This is a genomic window from Bacillus sp. YBWC18 (genome assembly GCF_002998775.1).
Taxonomy (GTDB): domain Bacteria; phylum Bacillota; class Bacilli; order Bacillales; family Bacillaceae; genus Bacillus.
Map to the genome: position 1 here is coordinate 311,721 of NZ_PVRI01000005.1, position 21,257 is coordinate 332,977.

Annotated in this window: 27 protein-coding genes and 2 pseudogenes; 25 read left to right on the top strand and 4 right to left on the bottom strand. The window is 41.4% G+C overall.

Annotated elements, in window-relative coordinates; translation table 11 throughout:
- Positions 1 to 228: 228 nt before the first annotated feature.
- From C6348_RS19295 to C6348_RS15375, 5 genes and pseudogenes are all read left to right on the top strand, one after another.
- Positions 229 to 1,122: pseudogene (locus C6348_RS19295) on the top strand (HAMP domain-containing protein); the annotation flags it as partial.
- On the top strand, positions 1,117 to 2,064 hold the full coding sequence (locus C6348_RS19300; protein ID WP_411266111.1) for a methyl-accepting chemotaxis protein: 948 nt from the start codon (positions 1,117 to 1,119) through the stop codon (positions 2,062 to 2,064). The pseudogene C6348_RS19295 and the gene C6348_RS19300, both read left to right, overlap by 6 nt.
- Positions 2,065 to 2,229: 165 nt before the next feature.
- Positions 2,230 to 3,276 (top strand): annotated as a pseudogene (locus C6348_RS19305) (HAMP domain-containing protein); the annotation flags it as partial.
- Positions 3,268 to 4,221: a methyl-accepting chemotaxis protein gene (locus C6348_RS19310; protein WP_376745187.1), complete on the top strand. Its 954-nt coding sequence runs from the start codon at positions 3,268 to 3,270 to the stop codon at positions 4,219 to 4,221. The pseudogene C6348_RS19305 and the gene C6348_RS19310, both read left to right, overlap by 9 nt.
- Before the next feature lie 90 nt (positions 4,222 to 4,311).
- A complete protein-coding gene (locus C6348_RS15375) occupies positions 4,312 to 4,836 on the top strand; it encodes a type 1 glutamine amidotransferase domain-containing protein (protein ID WP_106039136.1) in 525 nt (174 codons plus the stop codon).
- Positions 4,837 to 4,896: 60 nt separating this feature from the next.
- On the opposite strand, the gene C6348_RS15380 is transcribed toward C6348_RS15375, so the two are convergent.
- Positions 4,897 to 5,901 (bottom strand): Gfo/Idh/MocA family protein, encoded by a 1,005-nt coding sequence (locus C6348_RS15380; RefSeq protein ID WP_106043654.1) that lies wholly within the window; start codon positions 5,899 to 5,901, stop codon positions 4,897 to 4,899.
- Between the two features lie 201 nt (positions 5,902 to 6,102).
- On the opposite strand from C6348_RS15380, the gene C6348_RS15390 reads away from it, so the two are divergent.
- The 4 genes from C6348_RS15390 (at position 6,103) to C6348_RS15405 (ending at position 9,515) form a co-directional block, all read left to right on the top strand.
- Positions 6,103 to 6,495, top strand: coding sequence for a DoxX family protein (locus C6348_RS15390; protein ID WP_106043655.1), 393 nt, complete (start codon positions 6,103 to 6,105; stop codon positions 6,493 to 6,495).
- A 65-nt stretch (positions 6,496 to 6,560) separates the two neighbouring features.
- On the top strand, positions 6,561 to 7,703 hold the full coding sequence (locus tag C6348_RS15395; protein ID WP_034659761.1) for an AI-2E family transporter: 1,143 nt from the start codon (positions 6,561 to 6,563) through the stop codon (positions 7,701 to 7,703).
- A 127-nt stretch (positions 7,704 to 7,830) separates the two neighbouring features.
- Positions 7,831 to 8,664: an undecaprenyl-diphosphate phosphatase gene (locus tag C6348_RS15400; RefSeq protein ID WP_106043688.1), complete on the top strand. Its 834-nt coding sequence runs from the start codon at positions 7,831 to 7,833 to the stop codon at positions 8,662 to 8,664.
- Between the two features lie 377 nt (positions 8,665 to 9,041).
- Positions 9,042 to 9,515 carry a stress protein gene (locus C6348_RS15405; RefSeq protein WP_106043656.1) on the top strand — a complete coding sequence of 158 codons (474 nt, stop codon included), beginning with the start codon at positions 9,042 to 9,044 and terminating at the stop codon, positions 9,513 to 9,515.
- 41 nt (positions 9,516 to 9,556) lie between these two features.
- Here C6348_RS15405 and bioB read toward each other — a convergent pair whose 3' ends face one another.
- From bioB to C6348_RS15420, 3 genes are all read right to left on the bottom strand, one after another.
- Positions 9,557 to 10,552, bottom strand: a complete 996-nt coding sequence (gene bioB, locus C6348_RS15410) for a biotin synthase BioB (RefSeq protein ID WP_034659758.1) — start codon at positions 10,550 to 10,552, stop codon at positions 9,557 to 9,559.
- A gap of 161 nt (positions 10,553 to 10,713) precedes the next feature.
- Positions 10,714 to 11,064, bottom strand: a complete 351-nt coding sequence (locus C6348_RS15415) for a hypothetical protein (RefSeq protein WP_034659757.1) — start codon at positions 11,062 to 11,064, stop codon at positions 10,714 to 10,716.
- A 199-nt stretch (positions 11,065 to 11,263) separates the two neighbouring features.
- Positions 11,264 to 11,641 (bottom strand): helix-turn-helix domain-containing protein, encoded by a 378-nt coding sequence (locus C6348_RS15420; protein ID WP_034659756.1) that lies wholly within the window; start codon positions 11,639 to 11,641, stop codon positions 11,264 to 11,266.
- Between the two features lie 158 nt (positions 11,642 to 11,799).
- Between C6348_RS15420 and C6348_RS15425 the strand changes: the two genes are divergently transcribed.
- The 16 genes from C6348_RS15425 to C6348_RS15495 all read left to right on the top strand — a co-directional run bounded on the left by C6348_RS15425 (position 11,800) and on the right by C6348_RS15495 (position 21,256).
- Positions 11,800 to 12,009, top strand: a complete 210-nt coding sequence (locus tag C6348_RS15425; RefSeq protein WP_223251428.1) for a helix-turn-helix transcriptional regulator — start codon at positions 11,800 to 11,802, stop codon at positions 12,007 to 12,009.
- Between the two features lie 52 nt (positions 12,010 to 12,061).
- Positions 12,062 to 12,214 (top strand): hypothetical protein, encoded by a 153-nt coding sequence (locus C6348_RS18935; protein WP_164847178.1) that lies wholly within the window; start codon positions 12,062 to 12,064, stop codon positions 12,212 to 12,214.
- Positions 12,192 to 12,434, top strand: coding sequence for a hypothetical protein (locus C6348_RS15430; RefSeq protein ID WP_223251580.1), 243 nt, complete (start codon positions 12,192 to 12,194; stop codon positions 12,432 to 12,434). Before C6348_RS18935 ends, C6348_RS15430 begins: the two co-directional genes overlap by 23 nt.
- Before the next feature lie 50 nt (positions 12,435 to 12,484).
- Positions 12,485 to 12,883 (top strand): RusA family crossover junction endodeoxyribonuclease, encoded by a 399-nt coding sequence (locus C6348_RS15435; protein WP_106039164.1) that lies wholly within the window; start codon positions 12,485 to 12,487, stop codon positions 12,881 to 12,883.
- The gene (locus C6348_RS15440; RefSeq protein ID WP_034659753.1) at positions 12,880 to 13,086 is read left to right on the top strand and encodes an XtrA/YqaO family protein; all 207 of its coding nucleotides are present in this window, start codon (positions 12,880 to 12,882) and stop codon (positions 13,084 to 13,086) included. The genes C6348_RS15435 and C6348_RS15440 overlap by 4 nt, the downstream gene beginning before the upstream one ends.
- 114 nt (positions 13,087 to 13,200) lie before the next feature.
- A complete protein-coding gene (locus tag C6348_RS15445; protein ID WP_106043657.1) occupies positions 13,201 to 13,719 on the top strand; it encodes a sigma-70 family RNA polymerase sigma factor in 519 nt (172 codons plus the stop codon).
- Between the two features lie 152 nt (positions 13,720 to 13,871).
- Positions 13,872 to 14,516: a phage terminase small subunit gene (terS, locus tag C6348_RS15450; RefSeq protein WP_106043658.1), complete on the top strand. Its 645-nt coding sequence runs from the start codon at positions 13,872 to 13,874 to the stop codon at positions 14,514 to 14,516.
- Between the two features lie 8 nt (positions 14,517 to 14,524).
- Entirely contained in the window at positions 14,525 to 15,826 is a 1,302-nt protein-coding gene (locus C6348_RS15455) for a PBSX family phage terminase large subunit (protein WP_189293928.1), read from the top strand.
- The gene (locus C6348_RS15460) at positions 15,823 to 17,280 is read left to right on the top strand and encodes a phage portal protein (protein ID WP_106043660.1); all 1,458 of its coding nucleotides are present in this window, start codon (positions 15,823 to 15,825) and stop codon (positions 17,278 to 17,280) included. Before C6348_RS15455 ends, C6348_RS15460 begins: the two co-directional genes overlap by 4 nt.
- Before the next feature lie 38 nt (positions 17,281 to 17,318).
- On the top strand, positions 17,319 to 18,407 hold the full coding sequence (locus C6348_RS15465; RefSeq protein ID WP_106043661.1) for an XkdF-like putative serine protease domain-containing protein: 1,089 nt from the start codon (positions 17,319 to 17,321) through the stop codon (positions 18,405 to 18,407).
- Positions 18,408 to 18,429: 22 nt separating this feature from the next.
- Positions 18,430 to 19,353: a phage major capsid protein gene (locus tag C6348_RS15470; protein WP_034659746.1), complete on the top strand. Its 924-nt coding sequence runs from the start codon at positions 18,430 to 18,432 to the stop codon at positions 19,351 to 19,353.
- A 13-nt stretch (positions 19,354 to 19,366) separates the two neighbouring features.
- Positions 19,367 to 19,750 (top strand): protein YqbG, encoded by a 384-nt coding sequence (yqbG, locus tag C6348_RS15475; RefSeq protein WP_106038237.1) that lies wholly within the window; start codon positions 19,367 to 19,369, stop codon positions 19,748 to 19,750.
- Complete coding sequence (locus tag C6348_RS15480; protein ID WP_106043662.1) at positions 19,747 to 20,103, top strand: YqbH/XkdH family protein; 357 nt, start codon at positions 19,747 to 19,749, stop codon at positions 20,101 to 20,103. The genes yqbG and C6348_RS15480 overlap by 4 nt, the downstream gene beginning before the upstream one ends.
- Positions 20,100 to 20,597, top strand: a complete 498-nt coding sequence (locus C6348_RS15485; RefSeq protein WP_095285858.1) for an HK97 gp10 family phage protein — start codon at positions 20,100 to 20,102, stop codon at positions 20,595 to 20,597. The genes C6348_RS15480 and C6348_RS15485 overlap by 4 nt, the downstream gene beginning before the upstream one ends.
- A gap of 4 nt (positions 20,598 to 20,601) precedes the next feature.
- On the top strand, positions 20,602 to 21,057 hold the full coding sequence (locus C6348_RS15490; protein ID WP_106043663.1) for a phage tail terminator family protein: 456 nt from the start codon (positions 20,602 to 20,604) through the stop codon (positions 21,055 to 21,057).
- Positions 21,044 to 21,256, top strand: coding sequence for a YqzN/YkzM domain-containing protein (locus C6348_RS15495; protein WP_106043664.1), 213 nt, complete (start codon positions 21,044 to 21,046; stop codon positions 21,254 to 21,256). Before C6348_RS15490 ends, C6348_RS15495 begins: the two co-directional genes overlap by 14 nt.
- Position 21,257: the final 1 nt, after the last annotated feature.

Sequence of the window (21,257 nt, forward strand, 5' to 3'; positions counted from 1 at the left end):
TAAGAACATTAAGTCTTGAAAAATAATTCGTATTACCTAAGAATAGAAGGGAAAGACCACAAATCATAATTCAAAAGGAGTAGAGTCATGAAAAAAATCAACTTTTTTAAGCACTTTACAATGTCGAAGAAATTAATTACTGCATTCTTAGCGATTCTCCTAGTGCCAATTCTCGTATTGGCAGCATTTTCTTATGAAGTGGCCTCAAAGTCTCTCAATGATGAGATTATGTCTAGTGCTGCAAATGGTGTTCAGCAATTAAACGAACTCATTAATAAAGATGTACAGCCTAAAATTGATATCGTTTCCTATTTAGCCAAATCGGTGAAAAAGAGTGAATTGGCTTCTAAAAACAAGGATTTACTCAAGGTGAAATTAGAGCAATTATCGGAAACAGATGAAGATGTGGTGGAAGTATTCATTGCAGATCAAAATGGTAAACTAACCGAATATTCCAAGATTCACAAAGGTAGTGCCTCGAGCGCAAAAAACGAATCGTGGTTTCAACAATCGATGGGAGATGAGAAACTCATCATTTCAGATCCTTTTGTCGGCAAATCATCAGATGACCTGCTCATCACAATATCAGAACAATTAGCAGATGGTTCTGGTGTGATTGGGATCAATGTGCGCTTGAACACGATCGTGAAAGATACAAACAGCATCAAAATTGGCAAAGAAGGCTATGCGTTTGTCGCGACTGCAGATCAGCATTATATTGCCCATAAAACAGACAAGCCTGGGGCGAAATTGACAGGTGATTTCATCTCGAAATTGTATGATAAAAAACAAGGCAGCTTCAAATATGAATACAATGGAAAGCCGAAGCAAATGTTTTTTGACACAAATGAAGCAACAGGCTGGAAGCTTGCTGGAACAATGTATACGGGCGAAGTCAAAGAAGCTGCACAGCCAGTTCTCGACTTAACAATGATCATACTGGCAGCTGCGATGGCCATAGGCGGAATCGCGATTTATTTTATTATTAAATCGATTCGAAAGCCACTGATAGAGCTCTCTGAATCGGCTGAGAAAATCAGTCAGGGTGATCTGACCCAGCATATTGAAGTTCGTACGCACGATGAAATCGGGAAGCTTGCGCAGAGTTTTAACGAGATGTCAGCAAAGCTGAAACACGTCATTAAAGCTGTTCAGAATTCCATTGAAAATGTGGCCGCCTCTTCTGAAGAATTAACAGCAAGTGCAGGACAGACCACCCAAGCGACTGAGCATATCACATCGTCTATTGAACAGTTCTCAAACAGCACTGAACACCAAAATGATATGATCGAAAAAAGCTCAGTCCAGTTGAACGAAATGGATCGCAGCTTATCCCATATGGTCGATACGACCTCACATATGATGGAATCGTCGATTGATTCGAGCAAAACGGCTCAGGCTGGTGGAGAACTCGTTCAAAAAACAGCAGGTCAAATGCAAACCATCGAGCAGGCAGTGAAAGAAGCAGAGCTTGTTATTCAAGGCTTAGAGCAGAAATCAAAGGATATTACGAACATTCTGGGTGTCATTAACGGCATTGCTGACCAGACCAATCTCCTTGCTTTAAATGCTGCGATAGAAGCCGCTCGGGCAGGAGAAGCAGGCAGAGGTTTCTCTGTTGTTGCAGAAGAAGTTCGTAAGCTGGCAGAGCAATCAGGAAGCTCTTCAAAGGAAATTGAAAGCCTGACGAACGAGATTGTGGAGGAAATTGAAAAGTCACAGAAAATGTTTAAACAAGTAGCAGGTGAAGTACAAGCTGGATTAAACATTACAGATGAAACGAAAGTCAGCTTTGAGAAAATCACCGATAAAACATCAGAAATGACAGAACAAATGAAACAAATGAACGGAACCGCCAAAGAACTCTCGCATGGCTCAAATGATATTTCACATGCGGTGAATCAAATCAAAGAGCTTTCAAGAGAAAGTTCCGCAGGCTTCCAAGATATCGCAGCATCCGCAGAAGAACAGCTGGCATCTATGGAAGAGATCAGCTCATCCTCTGCCACGTTATCTCAGATGGCAGAAGAGCTAAGAGAGCTCATTAAACAATTTAAAATGTAAGAGATATAGGGAAGCACCTGACGTTTTGACGTCAGGTGTTTTTCCATTCGATGCATATAATTTGGGTGTTTTGGACTTATTTAGACTTTAATAAATTAAAAAAGTAAACAACCTAGTAGTACTTCCGATATATATACTATCTTACTAAAAGGAGTTTTCTTTTTTATGAAATTCATACAGTATTTCAGGAAGCCATCTATTTCAAAAAAGCTCGTATTCTCTTTCTTATTTATTCTCTTATGCCCAATCATTGTATTGGCATTCTCTTCATATCATACGGCGAGCACCTCATTAAATGATCAAATCATGCAAAGCGCCAAGGAGAACGTAGAGCAGCTAGATAAAAATATTACGAAGGTTGTAAAAGTGAAAACAGACGCAGCCGATTTCTTTAGCAAATGGATCACGGAGAAAAAGCTTAAGCAAAAAGGAACGACCGATATTCAAGGGCGCTTTGAGCAGTTCATGAGTATGAATGATGACACAGAAGGCATTTTTGTCGCTTCAAGTGATGGCAAAGTGTTTTCAAGATATCCTAATAAAAAAATGCCTGCTGACTATGTCGCAACGGAGCGGGATTGGTATAAAGACGGCTGGGCGAAAAACGGGGAGCTGTCTGTTTCAGCACCATATGCAACGGTGTCAACCGGTACGCTTGTGGTGACCATCTCTAAAAAACTAGAGGATGGATCAGGCGTTATCGCGATGAACCTAGACATTGCGAATCTAGTTAAAGAGTCCAATAGCATTAACATTGGGAAACATGGCTATGCATTTATTGGAAGTCCAGATCGCACATATGTGGCGCATCCAAAGAAAAAAGCGGGAACAAAAATATCTGGTGGTGAATGGTTAGAAAAACTGTATTCACAAGATAACGGAGCTATGAGCTATATGTTTGAAGGAAAAGAAAAGCAAATGGAGTTCACCACAAACAAGAGAACTGGCTGGAAAATTGTCGGGACGATGTTTGTCAGTGAAGTAGAAGAAGCTGCACAGCCAGTCTTTAACATGGCCGCTATCATTTTAGCAGGCGCGCTCATCATTGGCGGGATTCTGATCTTCTTGATCATCCGTTCCATTACAAAACCACTTTCCACTCTTGTCTCCTCTTCGAAGAAGATCAGTGAGGGAGATTTAACAGAAAAAATTGATGTCCGGTCAAAAGATGAAATTGGACAGCTAGGCACAAGCTTTAATGAAATGAGTGAGTCATTAAGAGATGTCATCCAAGCTGTACAAACATCTGTAGAAAACGTGGCTTCTTCATCTGAAGAACTGACGGCAAGTGCAGGTCAAACAACAAAAGCAACCGAACATATTACATCATCTATTGAATCATTCTCAAACGGCAACGAAAATCAAAGCGAAATGGTGGAACAAAGTGCGTCTCATTTAAAACAAATGAACGAAGGACTGAACGAAGTCGCAGAAACGTCTGATGTCATCACAGCGTCATCTATTCAATCAAAAACAGTCGCGGAATCAGGCGGGCAGCTTGTGGAGCAAACCGTTGGCCAAATGAAGACGATCGACCATTCAGTGAAAGAAGCTGAAGGGGTGATCAACGGGCTGGAGCATAAATCAAAAGATATCACAAACATCCTAGGCGTGATTAACGGCATTGCGGATCAAACGAATTTACTTGCACTCAATGCTGCCATTGAAGCAGCACGTGCAGGTGAGTCAGGCAGAGGCTTCTCTGTTGTCGCAGAAGAAGTGCGTAAACTTGCAGTTCAATCATCGGATTCAGCAAAAGAGATTGAAAAGCTTGTGAAAGAAATCGTATCTGAAATCGAAACATCTCAAAATATGTTCAAATCAGTGAATGAAGAAGTGAAGAATGGTCTTTCCATTACAGATCAAACGAAAGAAAGCTTCTCACAAATTAATCTGCAAACAGCGGAAATCGCAACAAGAATCAATGAAATGAATACAACAGTACGCGAACTTTCAAAAGGATCTGAGCAAATTTCTAAAGCGGTGAATGAAATTGCAGATGTATCACGAGAGAGTTCAGCAAGCATCCAAGATATCGCCGCATCTGCTGAAGAACAGCTTGCTTCTATGGAAGAGATTAGTTCTTCATCTACGACTCTTTCCCAAATGGCGGAAGAATTACGTGATTTAATTAAAAAATTCAAGATCAGCGAATAAGATCAAGTGGTTCTCCTCAAGGGGAACCGCTTTTCTTTTTAAGAGGTCATCTCGTACAATAGAGGAAATCGAAAGAATAGGAGAGATGTTATGCGTTTATCAGATAAGAAGGTCATTGCGTTTGTCAGTGATGATTTTGAAGATTTAGAGCTATGGTATCCGGTTCTGCGTTTAAGAGAAGAAGGGGCAACTGTGCATCTTGTAGGAGAAAAAGCAAAGCATGAGTACATCGGAAAATACGGTGTGCCGGCTGTATCTGATGCAGATTTTTATTCCATTCAAGCGGATGAATATGATGCTGTGCTTGTCCCTGGTGGATGGGCACCAGATAAACTGCGCCGTTATCCAGAAGTGTTAAACATCGTTCGTTCATTTGATGCAAAGGCAAAACCAATCGGGCAAATTTGCCACGCTGGCTGGGTGCTGATTTCAGCAGGAATCCTGCAAGGCAAAAAAGTAACAAGTACACCTGGTATTAAAGATGATATGACAAATGCTGGAGCGGACTGGTTTGATGAAGCAGTCGTCACAGATGGCCACCTCGTCTCGAGCAGACGTCCGCCGGATCTCCCTCCATATGTGAAAGCATTTGCGGATGTGTTAGCGGCAACATAAACAAAGGATCCGAAACAAAAAACAAAGGGCGAACTTGCACATCATGTTCGCCTTTGTTTATCATTTCATGCCCCATTCATTTTGTCTGTCGGCAGGATACATCACACCCATTTGTTTTCTCGCCTCGTCCATGACGGACATGGTTTGAACAGATAAGGCAAATGTATTGACTGGAGACTGACCCATTCCTTGCTGAATACACTCAATAAAATGACAGATTTCATAATACATGGCTGGCTGATCATCTTTGAGAGAGATATCGGTTTGATGTCCTTGACGATCGTGGATCGTGATACGCGAAGGACGGTGGAATTGATCAATCAACATCGTGGCGTCCTCTCCTTGAATTTCCGCAGATAAATGAGACGTTGAAATTTTAGAATGGAAAAGGAGTGCTTGATGCCCGTCATATTGTAAAAGGACAGAGCCGCTCCCATCTACACCAGAAGAAAGCTTATAGCCTCTCGCGGTGATTTGATTCGGCAGACCAAATAAATAGATCGCCGGGTAGACAAGATACACACCGATATCCATTAAAGAACCATTCGATAATTCAGGCTTAAAAGCATTTGGAATCTCGCCATTTCGGTAAGCATCGTATCTTGAGGAATATTTACAGTAATGAGCGACCACTTGCCGAATGGGCCCGAGCTGATCAAGATGCTGTTTGATTTGCAGGAAGTTTGGCAGAAATGTCGTTTTCATCGCTTCCATTAAACACACTTGATGTTTTTTCGCTGCAGCAATCATCTCTTCCACTTCTTTTCGGTGAGAGGCGAATGGTTTTTCGCATAAAACGTGCTTTTGGTGCTCCATCATCAACATGGCCTGCTCCTTATGAAGGGCATTTGGACTTGCAATATACACGGCATCAAACGCATCACTTTCCGCCATTTGATGTAAGTTCGTAAAAACTGTATCAATCCCGTATTTTTCGGCAAATGCCTGGCCTTTTTCAGCGGACCGTGAATAGACGGCTGTACATGTAAAATCAGCTGCTCCTTCACCGGCCTGTAAGAATCGATCTGTAATCCAGTTCGTTCCGATGACAGCAAATCGAATCATGTCATTCCCTCCTTCTGCTTTTCTCTGATTATACATCCTTTGAAAGCGTTTGTATGAAAGAACATTCTTTTTATTGAAGAGCGGATGAAACCTTTATATAGGCTGATGCGTCTTACATAAAGGATATAAATGTACGAAAAGTGGGTAGTTTCTTCCTTCATTCGGGTAATACTCTGATAGAAGGGAGAGGAGGAAACGAACATGAAGCGCACCCTGCATATAGGAAGTACATACGTCTTTGCGCTTTTATTCATAGCAGCCGGTATTTTTCATGTGATAGAGCCGAGCGGCTTTGCCCGTATGATGCCAGGCTGGGCATTTCCATATGTGATAGTCTATGCGACTGCATGCCTTGAATGGCTGCTGGCTGTCTTGCTGCTTTTGCCAAATGTCAGGATTGCAGCAGCAAAAATCATGGCTGTCTATCTTGTACTCATTTTCCCTGCAAACTTATTTGCTGCACGAGAGGGAATTCCATTTCCAGGTCAAAAAAGCACAGAGCAGGCCTTGCTATGGATAAGGCTTATTGGACAGCCGATTCTCATTATATGGGCGATGTCCATTGCGAAATGGGAAAAAAAGCTGAAACAATGACCACCATATCATGATCAGATAGTGTACAATTTATTAATAAAATAGCCCGAGTTTGGAGGAACGATATGAATTCTATGCAAATGTGGAGCAGTCGATTTAGAAAATTTTTTCTTGATAACAAGTTTGTTCTCTTTTTACTCGTCCTGCTATTAATCGGATTGAATATCCTTGTTTTCATGAAAACATCTTTTATTTTCACACCGCTCATTGTACTCGTCAAAACCATCGCCTTACCGATTATTTTAACGGGGGTCGTGTATTATTTATTAAATCCGATTGTCAACTTGTTAGAGAGGTTTAGAGTCAAACGGATCTTTTCAATTTTGCTTTTATATATTGTCATTATTGGTATCATTACAGTGACCATTGTGTCTATTATTCCTTTTTTACAAGCACAAACGATGAGTCTGTTTCATAACCTTCCGAAATATGTTGATACGGTAGAAGAACAGATTCGCCAACTAACGGGAAGCAACTTTATTAATCAAGCGCAGAAAGCGATGAATTTTAACGTCTCTGAATTGGTGAGTAAAGCGTCAAGTCAAGCGACGAAGATTTTGGAAAGCACCTTTACCGGAGTGGGGACTTTCTTAGGGGCGCTCACCGAAATCATCATTTCGATCGTGACCGTTCCGTTCATTCTGTTTTATTTATTAAAAGACGGTAAAAAATTGCCTGACTATTTCCTGAAATTTATTCCGAATAAGTTTAGAGATCATACACATATTGTGCTTCACGAAATGAACCATCGCCTGAGCTCTTATATTCTCGGACAGATCATTGTCAGCTTCTGTATTGGTGTTCTTCTTTTAATCGGTTATCTGATTATTGGACTTGACTATGCGTTGCTGCTGGCAATCATTGCGGCATGTACAAGTGTGGTGCCTTACCTTGGTCCAACGATTGCGATTACACCAGCGATTGTGATTGCGCTTGTGACATCACCAGTGATGCTTTTAAAACTCATCATTGTCTGGACAGTGGTTCAGCTCATTGAAGGGAAATTTATTTCACCTCAGGTCATGGGGAAAAACCTTCATATCCATCCGATCACGATTATTTTTGTTCTATTAACAGCAGGTAAATTGTTCAGCGTAGTCGGCATCATTGTCGCGATTCCAACATATGCCGTCCTGAAGGTCATCACGACCCACTTGTTTGATTGGTTCAAAATGCGATCCAATTTGTACAAAGAAGAAAAGGTTTAATGTCATAATCTTTTTTTGAAAAAAATATAGTATCATAAAGACGAGCTTTCGATGAAGAAAGCTTGTCTTTATGTGGACATAGATGGTTGGCCTGTTCAAAAGATCAGAATTGAAAGGAAAGAAAATCATGAATCTATGGGATTTATTCGTGGCACTGGTTTTAGGAATTGTCGAAGGATTAACAGAGTATGCACCTGTCTCATCTACAGGTCACATGATCATAGTCGATGATCTATGGTTAAAATCAAAGGAAATCATTACGCCAGAGGCGGCAAACACATTTAAAGTCGTGATTCAGTTAGGCTCTATTTTAGCTGTCATGATTGTGTTCAAGGATCGTATTTTGAACTTGTTAGGCTTAAAGAAAAATATCACCGAAGAACAAAAACGCAGCGGGCATAAGCTGACTATTGCTCAAATTGCAGTAGGACTCGTCCCAGCCGTCATTTTAGGATTCTTATTTGAAGACTATATTGATAAATACTTGTTTGACGTGAGAACAGTCGCTGTCGGTTTGATTTTAGGCGCAGTGTTGATGCTTGTCGCTGACTGGATCAATAAACGTAAAACAGAAACAAGCTCTGTCGATAACATGACGTACAAACAGGCGCTTTATATCGGACTGTTTCAATGTTTGGCATTATGGCCAGGCTTCTCTCGCTCAGGTTCGACGATTGCAGGCGGGGTTATTCTTGGTTTGAATCACCGTGCTGCAGCTGACTTTACATTTATCATGGCGATGCCGATTATGGCGGGCGCAAGCTTGTTAACACTTGTGAAAAATGCCGAATATTTAACAATAGACATGCTGCCATTCTTTATCGTCGGCTTTGTGAGTGCATTTGTTGTGGCTCTCTTTGTTGTTCGATTCTTCCTAAAACTGATCAATAAAATCAAACTTGTGCCTTTTGCGATATACCGAATTATCCTAGGTGTGATTTTATTTATCCTGTTCATGTAATGCTGTAAACGACTCTTATAAAAGAGTAGTTTCAGCGTGTAGACAAACCTTCGCATTCGTTGTCAGGTCTGCGCGCCGGTGCTCATGAATGTCAAATTCGCTCCGCTCCGGTGCTCGTCCTTCCTAGACTGCAAAGGTTTTCAAACACGCTGAGCTGAAAAGAAGACAAAGGGCTAAAATAAAGATCATTTTAGCCCTTTGTCAACAATCTGAAACTACTCTTATAAAAGAGTAGTTTTTTTGTTGTTTCAGCTCTTTTAAACAGTAAAATCACCCTCTTAATTGGTAGAAAAAGAAGTTTTTTCATAATTTAGTGTTTAAGAGACAGAGGAAGGGGTAGTACATAAACATACCAATTAAAGGAGGAGTTAGAAATAATGAGAAAAGCAAGCAAATTTGTTGTTAGTTCTATGATTGCTACGTCAATGGTTGCTGCCCCTCTATCTCTTACGACTTTTGGTCAAACGGCTGAAGCTGCTACGACAACAGGTGTTGATGGAAGTGTCTCTATTGATCCAGTAGCCATTGCCGATAAAATTGAACAAGCAGTAAAATCATCTCAAAATCGTGATGGATTTGTAAAAAATGCGGCGTACAGTGCCTTCTATGAAGCAGGTCAAAACTATAACGTAGTTGTCCAAAACTTAAGCCAAGATCATGACTTTAGCGGACTGAACAATGTTGTCTACTATGATAGTGTTGAATATGATGGTATTACGTTTGGTATTTGGGTATTTGAAGATGGTACGTTCGTCAACAATGGTGACGGCGGCTATATTAACTGGACATTTGTTGGCAGCTTTGACCGTGAGGAAGGAAGCGGCACTGTCGATTTCCATAAAAGATTCTAATCTTATTGCCAAAAGTCTGCCGATTCACCGGCAGACTTTTTTTATAACGCACATTCTTCTATGTCAAAACCTAAATCTTCAATGATGTGATGATCCGTTTGGACTTGCTGGCCTTTTGTTGTTAAATAATCGCCTACGAAAATGGAATTTGCCGCATAAAGGGCAAGCGGCTGAAGCGTCCGTAAATTGAACTCTCTGCCTCCAGATACTCGAATTTCCTTGGTTGGATTGACAAACCTCATGAGCGCCAACACTTTCAATGCTTTGATCGGATGTGTTCGTTCTTGATGCTCAAGCGGTGTTCCCTCGATTGCATGAAGAAAGTTGACTGGAATGGAATCCGCATCAAGGGCTCTGAGCGCAAAAGCCATTTCAACAATTTGCTGGTTGGTTTCACCCATCCCAATAATAACCCCTGAGCAAGGTGACATGCCCGACTGTTTGACCTCCTCAAGGGTCGACAAACGATCATGATATGTATGAGTTGTCGTAATGTGAGCATGATGATCTTGATGTGTATTGATATTGTGATTATACCGATGAACCCCTGCTTCCTTCAGCCGCCTCGCTTTGTCTTCATTTAATAACCCAAGACATGCACACACCTTCAAAGGCATGGTCTCAGTGATCTCTTTTACTGCTGCCGTCACCTCATCTAACTCTCTGTGAGAAGGTGCTCTGCCGCTTGCGACAATACAATAAGTCCCCGCTTTTCTCTTGAGCGCCTCACGCGCGCCAGCCACAATCGTTTTTTGATCAAGCATTGTATATCGTTCAACCGGTGCTTTTGAAATGATCGACTGTGAACAATAACCACAGTTTTCAGGACAATAACCGCTTTTTGCGTTAAAAATCATATTTAATTTCACCTTGTTTTGAAAAAAATGAAATCGTACTTGATAGGCTGCATGCATCATAGATAATAATTCTTTATCGTCAGCTGCAAGAATGTCTAGACCTTCTTGCAGCGTGATCCGTTCATTTTTCAGCGCTTTCTCCGCCATCGCTTCCCAAGACAAAGATATTTGTTTTCCCATCATAAGCTCCTCTCATTATGTTAACTTATTTTTATTAAAAGTTAACATAAGAGATGGTCGTTGGCAAGCATTGGATAAATGAAGTCTATGAATATACATGTAGACACACAAAAAGGCGATGATCATGAAGTCATCGCCTTTTCATATGTAACCAATATGGCTTATCGAACAGTAATATAGTTAATCACACGTTCTCCAAGTGAATTATAGTAAGAAACCGTCACTGAACCACGTTGTACGGCACGAATCCAAGTGAAGTTTGGAGCTGTTTGATCTAATTGAATCGCATAAGTTGCGCCCGTCACAGTAATTTGGCTTGCTGGAAGAGAGACGGCGATCGAAGAACCTACAGGAAGCGTACGGGTCAACGTAATTACTTTATTCATAATAGGAGCTTTTGCTATGACTGGTTCTTTTGGCTGTGCAGCTGCATGAGCACCTTCAGTTTGGAAGAACGTAAGAGCACCTAAAGCAGCTAAAGACAATGTACAAGCTTTCATTAATTTTTTCATCGGTAACACTCCTTTTTTTGGTATATACATATATTAATAATAATAGAATTATATGTCAATAAAATTATGTAGAAAAAAGAGTATTTATGGTGAAAATTGTCATATATTATTCATATGCCTTCTCTTTTTTAGGGGAAAAAGAGGCATAAAAAAAAGCTGGGCTCATCCCAGCAATGTAAAGCTTTATGAAAAGAGATCATCAATCGTCGTCTCGCTGTTTTGGCTGACGGCCTTTTTGCTTCTCTTTTTCTCTAATGTAGTGAATAAAATCGATGGTTTGTCTTCGTGCTTCTTCGGAAAAATCGGAGGCAGCCTTAAACGCAATTTGCAAATCAGGATCGTCTGCAAGGTCGGCATCAGTTCCGCCTTTGTCCTTACCTGTGAGAAGATAATCCGTTGAGACCCCATATAACTCGGCGATTTTCACAATCATCTCACCGTCGGGCTTTCTCAAGCCATATTCCCAATTTGCATAGGTGGACATCGCCTTTAATCCGAGTTTTTTAGCAACCGTTGACTTGCTCCATCCATGCTTCTCTCTTAATTCAGTTAAAATCTTTCCAGTCAAATTATCCATTGGAAACACCTTTTTTCATGTTATGAGTAAATTTTATCATGAATTACACGGAAAAGATAAATAATTACACAAAAAGAATAAAAAATGATTGACTTACTCGTTTCGTGTATATTATCATAATGAATATAACTTACACATATTGAGTAAGAGGTGGAAAGATGAAACTTGAACATTTACGAGAAGAACGCATTTTACAAGGAAAAACACAAACCTATATGGCGAAAAAATTAGGATATAAGTACACGAGCGGCTATGCAAATATAGAAATGGGCAGAACGAAGCCTAGCTTAGAAATCGCAAAGCATATTGCAGATCTGCTGAATAGAGGTGTTCAAGAGCTTTTTTTGACCAAAAGTTACACGAAATGAGTAATTCTCTAAAGGAAGAGGAGCATTTCTTAGAAAAGGGGAGGCGAACAAAATGAATATTGAACATCCAATGGTAGCGCAGATGAATGACTTTGGATATCCAAAAAGCTACTGGTCATATGACATGAAACGTTATGGATATCAAACAGAGATTGAGGACAGTCTGGAGGGATTTGAAGAAGATGAAACATCAGATGACGTTTGATGCCATAAAGGAAGCGCAGCTTTGTTTAGTCCAAGCTGGCGGCTGGATCACCTTTCATCATCAGAAACCGGTGTTTGTTTTTTCCACAGCAGAAGACAAGCAAACATACATGACCCTCTTGGCGGAAAAGTTCGCTGAAGCAAAAAAGGAGGAATCAAGACGACGTGAAACGATGGAAGAAAATCATAAAAATCCTCAAATGCTTGCTCAAAGCGAGTAAAAACGAACAAAACATCCGTCAGTGGGAAAAGGATGACGGAAGATCATAACATGGTCATCCATTTCATCATTGAGACAGAGTTTTTAACAAAAGATACATTGATAAAAAGAATACGAGCAGCTGCAAAAGCACAATGCCCGCATAAAATAAAAGGCGCACTATCACTCGAGATTCGCTTATTTGACGACATGCCGCTTGACATAGCTGACTGTCAAAACAAGCGTACATACGCAGAAAAAGGTTTGATACGCCCGGTGCACGTCAGCATCTTTCAGCCAAGACTACAACATATTCAAGAAGCACTTCATTCTATTGCGGATAAGGTCCCTCTACAGATTGTCGATTTAAGAGTTTCACAGTTTTATAGTATGCGTCCAAGAATTGAAATCATTTTAAATACGATAGGTGATGGCACGAAATCCTCACCAAATAAGGAGACAAGCATATGAACGAGCCAAAACAATTATTCATTCAAGAAAACCAGACATTTGTCGGTGAGATGGAAACAGGAAAAATTCAAGTCATCGTGTTAGATGGGAATGTAGGAACGGCTTATAAGTTGGATGTACCTGAACATGGAAAAACCATTATTCAAACGGCAAAAGGTCACTTTGCAAGAGTAGATCACGAGATTGGTTTTAAAATCAGCTAGATCACAACACAATACGTCCAAGACGGAAAGCCTGCGGACACTGATCAAGACCCTATGAAAAGGGGACTGATTGGTGTCCGTTTTTTATTTTCTTAAAAAAGGGAGAGAGCCAATATGCAAGATTTACTTATCGAATACAAACGAGCATTAAAGGATGCTAGAAAAAGATATGAACCATTTAGAGAAAAAGAAGACAAACAGCTGTCAGATCAAGAGAAGCATGATAAAAAAATTATCGCCAGTATGGTCAGCGATCTCGAATACGTCGTGGAATGGCTTCAAATCGGTAGACAGCCAGGTGCACGCAGAGGATTAGACAGACGTTCAGTCTATCAGCGCACCATCCTAGCAAATCCAGAAGTGTTAGAGGCTTTATCACATGAATATACCCTCATCCAAGAGAATGAAAGAGATGTCAGTGAGCGGGACAAGAAACGAATTGACGAAGCCTTGTCCGTTTTAACGGATCGAGAAAAGGATGTATTCTTTATGCACACAACACAAGGATTATCGTTTAGCGAGATTGCGATTATGCTGGATGTGAAAAAAGGAACTGTCCAAAAACATATGGAGAGAGCTCGGACAAAGATGTCCAAAAAAGTACAAGAACGCCTATTCGAAGCAGCTGAATAGGCGTTTTTTCTTTTACAAAATAAATGGAGCAGCACTTGTCTTACAGTTGCCACCTATAGTTAGAAAGACCAAACGGATGTTTGCTATCCCTACACAAATGATTCCTTCACAGGAAATCGTTCGAATTAAAAGGAGGCGGCAGGTGAATGTAAATGAAAGATAAACGGGTAGGAGCCAAGCAAGATTATATGAAAGGGATGACGTACCAGCAAATTGCTGATCATTACAATGTCTCGATCCATACCGTGAAATCATGGAAAAGACGATACGGATGGCAAAGGCAAAAAGGTTCGTCAAAGCAGGCACACTCGATCTTCAATCAGTTTCTTTCAGATGAAACAATTGAAATCATGGAGAAAATGGGCGGGCGTACATCGCTTGATTTAATCTGGGATCAAATTCAAATTCAATATGCTGCCATTATTCGGGCGCAGCGCATCATGTATGTGTCAGATCAAGAGGACATGATCAAAGAGCTGAAAAAGGCGGCATACAAGCCTTCTTCATTAGAAGAAACAGTAGAAGGCATTCAGCCAGAACAAGAAATCAGCACAGAAGAATATTCGTTTCAATTTTCGTGGGATCGGCATGCCACCTTTTTAAATGCCCAATCCCGTGCAATGGGAGAGCTCAGGCGTCTCATTAAACAGTTTGAAGAGCTCGCACATGCGAAGGATGAACGAAGATTAAGGCTAAAGCAAATTGAACTGACCATCGAAAAAACAAAAAAAGCAGTGCGCGAAGAAAAAGAGGAAGATCTTCACATCATGATCAAGCGAAAAGAGGATAACTCATGACGTCATTGATTGAAAAAGAAGTCAATCCTCACTTTGAACATTTTCTATTCGATTGGAATCAGAAGTTTCAATTTTTAGTAGGCGGCTACGGCTCCTCCAAAAGCTATCACATTGCGTTAAAACTCATTTTAAAGCTGCTGGAAGAAAAACGGACAGCACTTGTCATTCGAGAAGTATATGATACGCACCGTGAATCAACATTTTCTCTATTACAAGAGATCGTCAGCGATCTTGACATCGATCATGTGGTGAAGTGCCGCAGTTCGCCGCTTGCCTTGACGTTTCGAAATGGCAGCAGCATCTTATTCAAAGGGCTGGACAAGCCTGAGAAATTGAAATCGATCAACAACATCTCGATCATTTGGATTGAAGAGTGTTCAGAGGTTTCTTATGAAGGCTTTAAAGAGCTGCTTGGAAGGCTGAGGCATCCGTCCTTACCGCTTTATATGATGTTATCGACCAATCCTGTTGGTCAAGATAATTGGACGTACAGACATTTCTTTCGAGATGAACAGCTGAAGCGATTTGTCCTAGATGACGAAACCTTATACAAAAAGCGCACCGTTGTCATCAAGGATACGTACTACCATCACTCCACAGCGGAAGATAACCTATTTCTCCCTAAAAGCTATGTGAAGCAGCTGGATGAGCTGAAAGAATACGACCCAGACCTCTATCGAATTGCGAGGAAGGGCTATTTCGGGATCAAAGGCACAAAGGTTTTTCCTCAATTTGAGGTAAGAAACCATTCTGACGTATTAGAAGCGATTCAGCAGATTGACAGGCCGCTGAAACGAGCAGGCATGGATTTTGGATTTGTTGAATCGTACAATGCGCTCATTCGATTAGCCGTCGATCATGAAAAAAAGTACTTATATATTTACTGGGAATATTACGACCGCGGGAAAACAGATGATGAAACAGCCGTTGATCTAAAAGAGTTCATTGAATCAAAGGAACTCATCAAAGCCGATGCAGCAGAGCCTAAAACCATTCACTATTTTCGGCAGCATGGATTTCAAATGGTGGCTGCACATAAATACCAAGGCTCCCGTTTGCAGTATACAAAAAAGATCAAACGGTTTAAGAAAATCATTTGCTCTGATGCTTGTCCGTACACAATCTATGAACTTCAATCACTGACCTATAAGGCAGATAAGGATGGCCGTTTAGAGGAAGATGCATTTCAAATCGATCCGCACACATTATCAGCCATTTGGTATGCGCTGGATGATTATGAAGTGACGGATTTAAAACAGACCGCCTCGGAGCGTGTCCGACCAAACAGAGAGAGGAGGTCCATACAATGAAACAATTGAAAGCAACGATTATGAAGGCAAACATGTCTGATCATACAAAACAAATGTATGCAGATGAATTTTCCTACGAAAAAGATGACATTGTTCCCCCGCCTTACAACATCAATGAATTAAAAAGCATGGCAGAATATTCAACCATTCTTCAGCAATGTATTGATGCGTACAAAACCAATATTTTAGGCTTTGGGTTTGGGGTAGAATACGCCTTTGACTTTAATGCAGAAGGTGTAAAACCGGCAAAAAAGAAAGCCGCAGAGAAGGAATGGACAAGACTTGAAGAGTTTACGAAGTACATGAACTATGATGAGTCCGCTGATGTGATTCTTGGCTATGTCCTCGAAGACCGAGAGAAAACGGGCAATGGTTTTTTAGAGGTGCTGAGAGATGGACAACGAAAGCCGGCAGGAATCGAGTATTTAGATGCGCTTCATATCCGCATTTGCAAGCTTAGTGAGCCAGTCGACGTCGAATTCAGGTACACCGAAAATGGCGAAATGAAGACAATGAATCGAAAGAAACGATTCCGTAAATATGTACAGGTGATCAATGAAAAGAAAGTCTTCTTCAAGGAGTATGGTGATCCGCGCATTTTGCACTGTGAAACAGGCAAGTACGATGACACCACACCAGAGCCGCTTCGCGCAACAGAAGTGATTCATTTTAAAATTGGCAGTGGAACATATGGGATTCCCCGCTGGATTGGCAACATCGTCAATATGTACGGTGCTCGCAAGGCAGAAGAGCTGAACTATCTTTATTTTAAACAAGGGCGGCATGTACCAGGTGCCATCATTGTCGAAAATGGCATGCTGTCAGAATCCTCTTATCAGCAGCTTCAAGATTATATGGACGATATTGAAGGATCTGATCATGCACATAAATTTCTATTGCTTGAAGTTGAAGGTTTACCGACAGAAAAAGGGTTAACGGGAGAAGAAGATGTCTCAAATGTCAAAGTAAACTTCAAATCTCTAGCTGAGATCCTGCAAGAAGATGCGCTTTTTTTAGAATACGATGAAAAAACAAGAAACAAAATCCGCTCTGCGTTTCGCCTTCCGCCAATTTACACAGGTGAGTCTCAAGACTATAACAAAGCGACAGCAGATACAGCGCGTAAAACAACAGAAGAGCAGGTATTTCAGCCGGAACGGCATCTCATCACAGGAAAACTCAATACTCTTTTCCTGCCGGATCTTGATATTTGGCATGTCCGTTTTCTATTAAATGGCCCTGATTTTAGAGACCCATTAGAGATTGCGAAAGTACTGACGCCATTTATTCAGGCTGGGGCAGTGTCACCTAACGATTTGCGCGATTTAGCAGGAAGAATTCTCGGAAAAACGCTAGAAGAATGGCCTGAGGAACTATATCACCGACCTTTAGAAAGCCGCATGAAATCAGCTGAAGAAAAGTCTCAACCAGAGCCGGACCAGCTGACGAAATAAACAGAAGCGCGTGCACTTTTTTGAAAGGGGGTGAACATATGCCAAGAGAACTAAAAAACGCTAAAATTACGCATGTTTCCTACGTGGACAAAGCAGCGAACAAGAAGAAATTCTTTTTGATGAAAGCAAAGAAAAAGCGGCCTGACTTTCAAAAGGAGGTCAGTGTCCTAACAAAGGCTGAAGATGCTCATCGCCTCGTGTACGGTGTCGTGTATGAACCGAATACGCCTGATGCACATCAAGACTTTATGACAGCCAAGGAAATTGAAAGAGCGGCACACGGCTTTATGAAGGATGCCCGTCATATTGACAAGCAGCATGATTTTCAGGATGGTGTTGGCGAAGTGGTTGAATCGTATATTGCTCCGGCTGATGTAGAGGTAGGCGGGGAGCTGATTCGAAAAGGGTCTTGGGTGCTTGTGACAAAAGCTTCCCAAGAGATTTGGGATCAAATTCAGAAGGGCCACATTACAGGCTATTCAATGGCTGGAACGGCGGACATCGTCGCCATAGAAGAACAAGATCAGCTTCTATCTCAAGGCACGAATGAGAGAGGGCTTTTTTCTTTGCTGAAAAATTTCTTTTTAAAAGAGGAAGGTGCAAACATGTCACAACCATTTTGGAACGTTTTAGACCATCTGCTGGAAACCTTACAGTCAAGTGATGGTGATGAGGCGGATGTAAGAGCTGCCTTAGAACAGCTCATTCCAATCATGCAGGACATCCTGAAGACAGAGGATGTACTTCAAACGATTGGTGAAAGGCCAGCCGCCGTACAAAAGGAAGATGCTGCTTTGACGACAGATCAAGTACGAGAGCTCGAAAAAGCAAAAAAGGCCATCGAAAACGTCTTACAGCAGGCTGAACAACAGGAAACAGATCAAACCGGGGAAGAACCTGTCCAAAAAGTGCTCGAGCAAGTCGTTGCACCGATTCGTCATCAGCTCTCTTCCTTAGAGAAATCAGCCAGCAGAGAAAAAGCAGCGGTGCAGGAAGTGCTTGAGCAGCAGCTTTTGCCTATTTCAGAGCGAATTCACATGCTTGAAAAGGCGCGGGGCATGTCAAAACAGACAATCCACGATACACAAAACGACACGACAACACCCATATGGGATGGCTTACTATAAGCCTAAATAAGGAGGAAACAGTGTGAGAAATCAAGAGTTGATTCGCAAGGCTGAAATGACACTTGCCAGCTTAAAAACCGGCGGTCTCATGAACGCAACCCAATCCAACACATTCATTAGAATGATGCAAAACACACCAACCGTTTTAAATGATGCACGCATCATTCCGATGGAAAGTGATTCACAAAAAATCGAAAAAATTGGCTTTGGCCAGCGTATTTTGCGCCCAGCAGAAGAAGGCCAAGCGCTTGATGCAAAAGACCGTGTTGTCCCAGCGACAAGCACTGTCCAGCTAAATGCGAAAGAGGTCATTGCAGAGATTCACATGACCTACGACAGCATTGAAAACAATATTGAAAAAGACGGAATCCAGCAGACAATTATGCAAATGCTGGCTGAACGAGCGGCGGTCGATATTGAAGAGCTCATCGTCAATGGGGATACGACTTCATCAGATCCATTTTTAGCCCAAATGGATGGCGTGAGAAAACAAGCAGTATCTCATATTGTTGATGCAAATGGAGCGGAAATTAGCCGCCAAATGTTTAAACAAGCCTATAAAGCGATGCCGTCAAAATATTTACGTGTACCTCAGGATTTCCGTTTCTACACATCCCCAAGTTTAGAGGTTGAGTGGAAGGATCAAGTAGCAAACCGTCAGACAAATCTCGGAGATGCGGTCATTCAAGGCGGACTTTCTTCTGCATTCGGTGTGCCGGTCAAAGGTCTTGCCAATATGCAGCCATATGACGAAGCGGGAACAGACGTATCAGATATTTTGCTGACACACCCTAAAAATATTATCGTAGGTTTTTCTCGTAATATTCGAATTGAAGTAGAAAAAGATATTCGCAGCCGTAAATTTATTATTGTCCTGACAGCGAAGCTAGACAGCAAATTTGAGGAAGAGGATGCTGTAGCAAAAGTGATGAAAGTGAAAGAGTAGGTGAAGGCAGGCCATGATTATTTCTCCTGAAGAAGTACAAGCCTATTCTGTATTTGAGCGTGTGAAAAATCGATCTGTAGAAAGACTGACAGCAGATATTATCGAAGCCGAAGCTGCGGTATTTCAGATCGTAGGTCATGATTTCTCAAGCGAAAAATATCAGCCCCTTCCTGAAAAAGCAAGAATCGCATTATTAAAAATGGCCCAATATTTTGCCATGCTGAATGATGACGAATCTATGATGAAAGGCTTTACGTCAGAAAAAATGGGTGATTATTCATATGCGAAGGCAGCTGATCAAGTGAAAGGCAAACCTTATGTATATGCCCTGCTTGTCGATTACATTGAACCATCATTAACTGGCGGCAGTACCAAATTAAAGGTGAGATCATTATGAGTTATCACTCTTTATTAACAGACCGCTGTGATCTTTTTCACCTTGAACATCAGGAGGCTTCCCGAGGAAAATTCGGGGTTCCAGCTGATGACTTACAAATGACTCTTTCCTATCCCGATGCTCCTAGCCTGACAGATCTGGCTTGTTATGTCATAGAAAAGAATCAGTCACTTGTGCAAGAAGAGCCGAATACAGTGATTTATCAGTCCTATCTTGTCCATTTCCCTTTAGCAAGTGATATTCGCCTGCATGACAAAATGGTGTGGAACGGCATCTCACTTAAGTTGCAGCAGCCCAAAATAGTGAAAAATCATCACATTGAAGTGATGGCAGTCAGGAAGGAAAATCTATGAAAATTGATGGACTTGACCGGCTGCTTTCACAGCTGGAAACAGCGTGTGCCGGCGGCTTAAAAGCAGAATATCAAGATTTGTTGCAAGACATGGGCCTAGAGCTTTTGGACATCATTCAGGATGAGCTAATCAAGGAGAATGCTGTCGATACAGGCCGGCTTCTAAGCTCCTTTACGCAAGGAGACAAGGAGAATCATTTTCTTATGTCAAAAGGTGGTCTCACGCTTGAAGTGGGAACGCAGCTTGAATATGCCTCCTATGTCAATGACGGACATGCTGCTTCTTCAAGTGGAGAGCGAAGATGGGTGCCTGGCAGATGGGCTGGCAGCCGCTTTGAATATGATCCGAATGCAAAGACAGGAATGATGCTTGCCTCTCAATGGATAGATGGAAATGGCTACTGGGATCATGCTGTCATGCTCTATGAGCAGATGTTTGAACAGTCGCTGGATCGAAAGCTTCAAAGCTGGTTCGATCGACATTTTGGGAGGTGATGAAATGAATCAAGAAGTCGGGGCAATCATGCATTATATTTACACACACTTTCCTGTGACAATGTATGATCGACTTTTGCCAGAGCGTTTTCAAGTGCCATCCGTTTATGTGCCGCCCGTAACAGTCATCAGCGGTCCAGATACGGTATCTACGTTTATGAAATCTTATTCGCTGCAAGTGAAAGTGTTTCATATGGATTCAGAAAAAGCGCATGACGCAGCAGAAACAATTGTTGATGCATTGCTTGCTGATCGTCAAATGATTCAGATGATGAGTGAAGATGGAAAGGTGCTTGATGATTATGTCCGCATAAAAAGAGTGGAAACAAGAATGATAGATCAAGGCGTAGCAGCGATTGTCCTGACGTGGGATAGCAGCTATTGGTACAACCGGGACAAACAAGCAAGCCTTGAAGATATCAACTTTTCAGATGGGGTGATCAAACGTGAGCAAGACTAAAAAAGCAGAGCCCGCTCAAACAGCTGGCGAAGAAAAAGAATTTGGCTTTTCATTTGAAGCCTTAAAAGAGCACAGTAAGGATCTTTTTGGGGTTAAACCAGAAATCCTTGAAGGTGCTCTTTTTTATATCAAACATCAACCAATTACAAAAACAGAAGCGAAAAAGCACATTGATGTTTTTTTGTCCAAGGAGGTTTAAA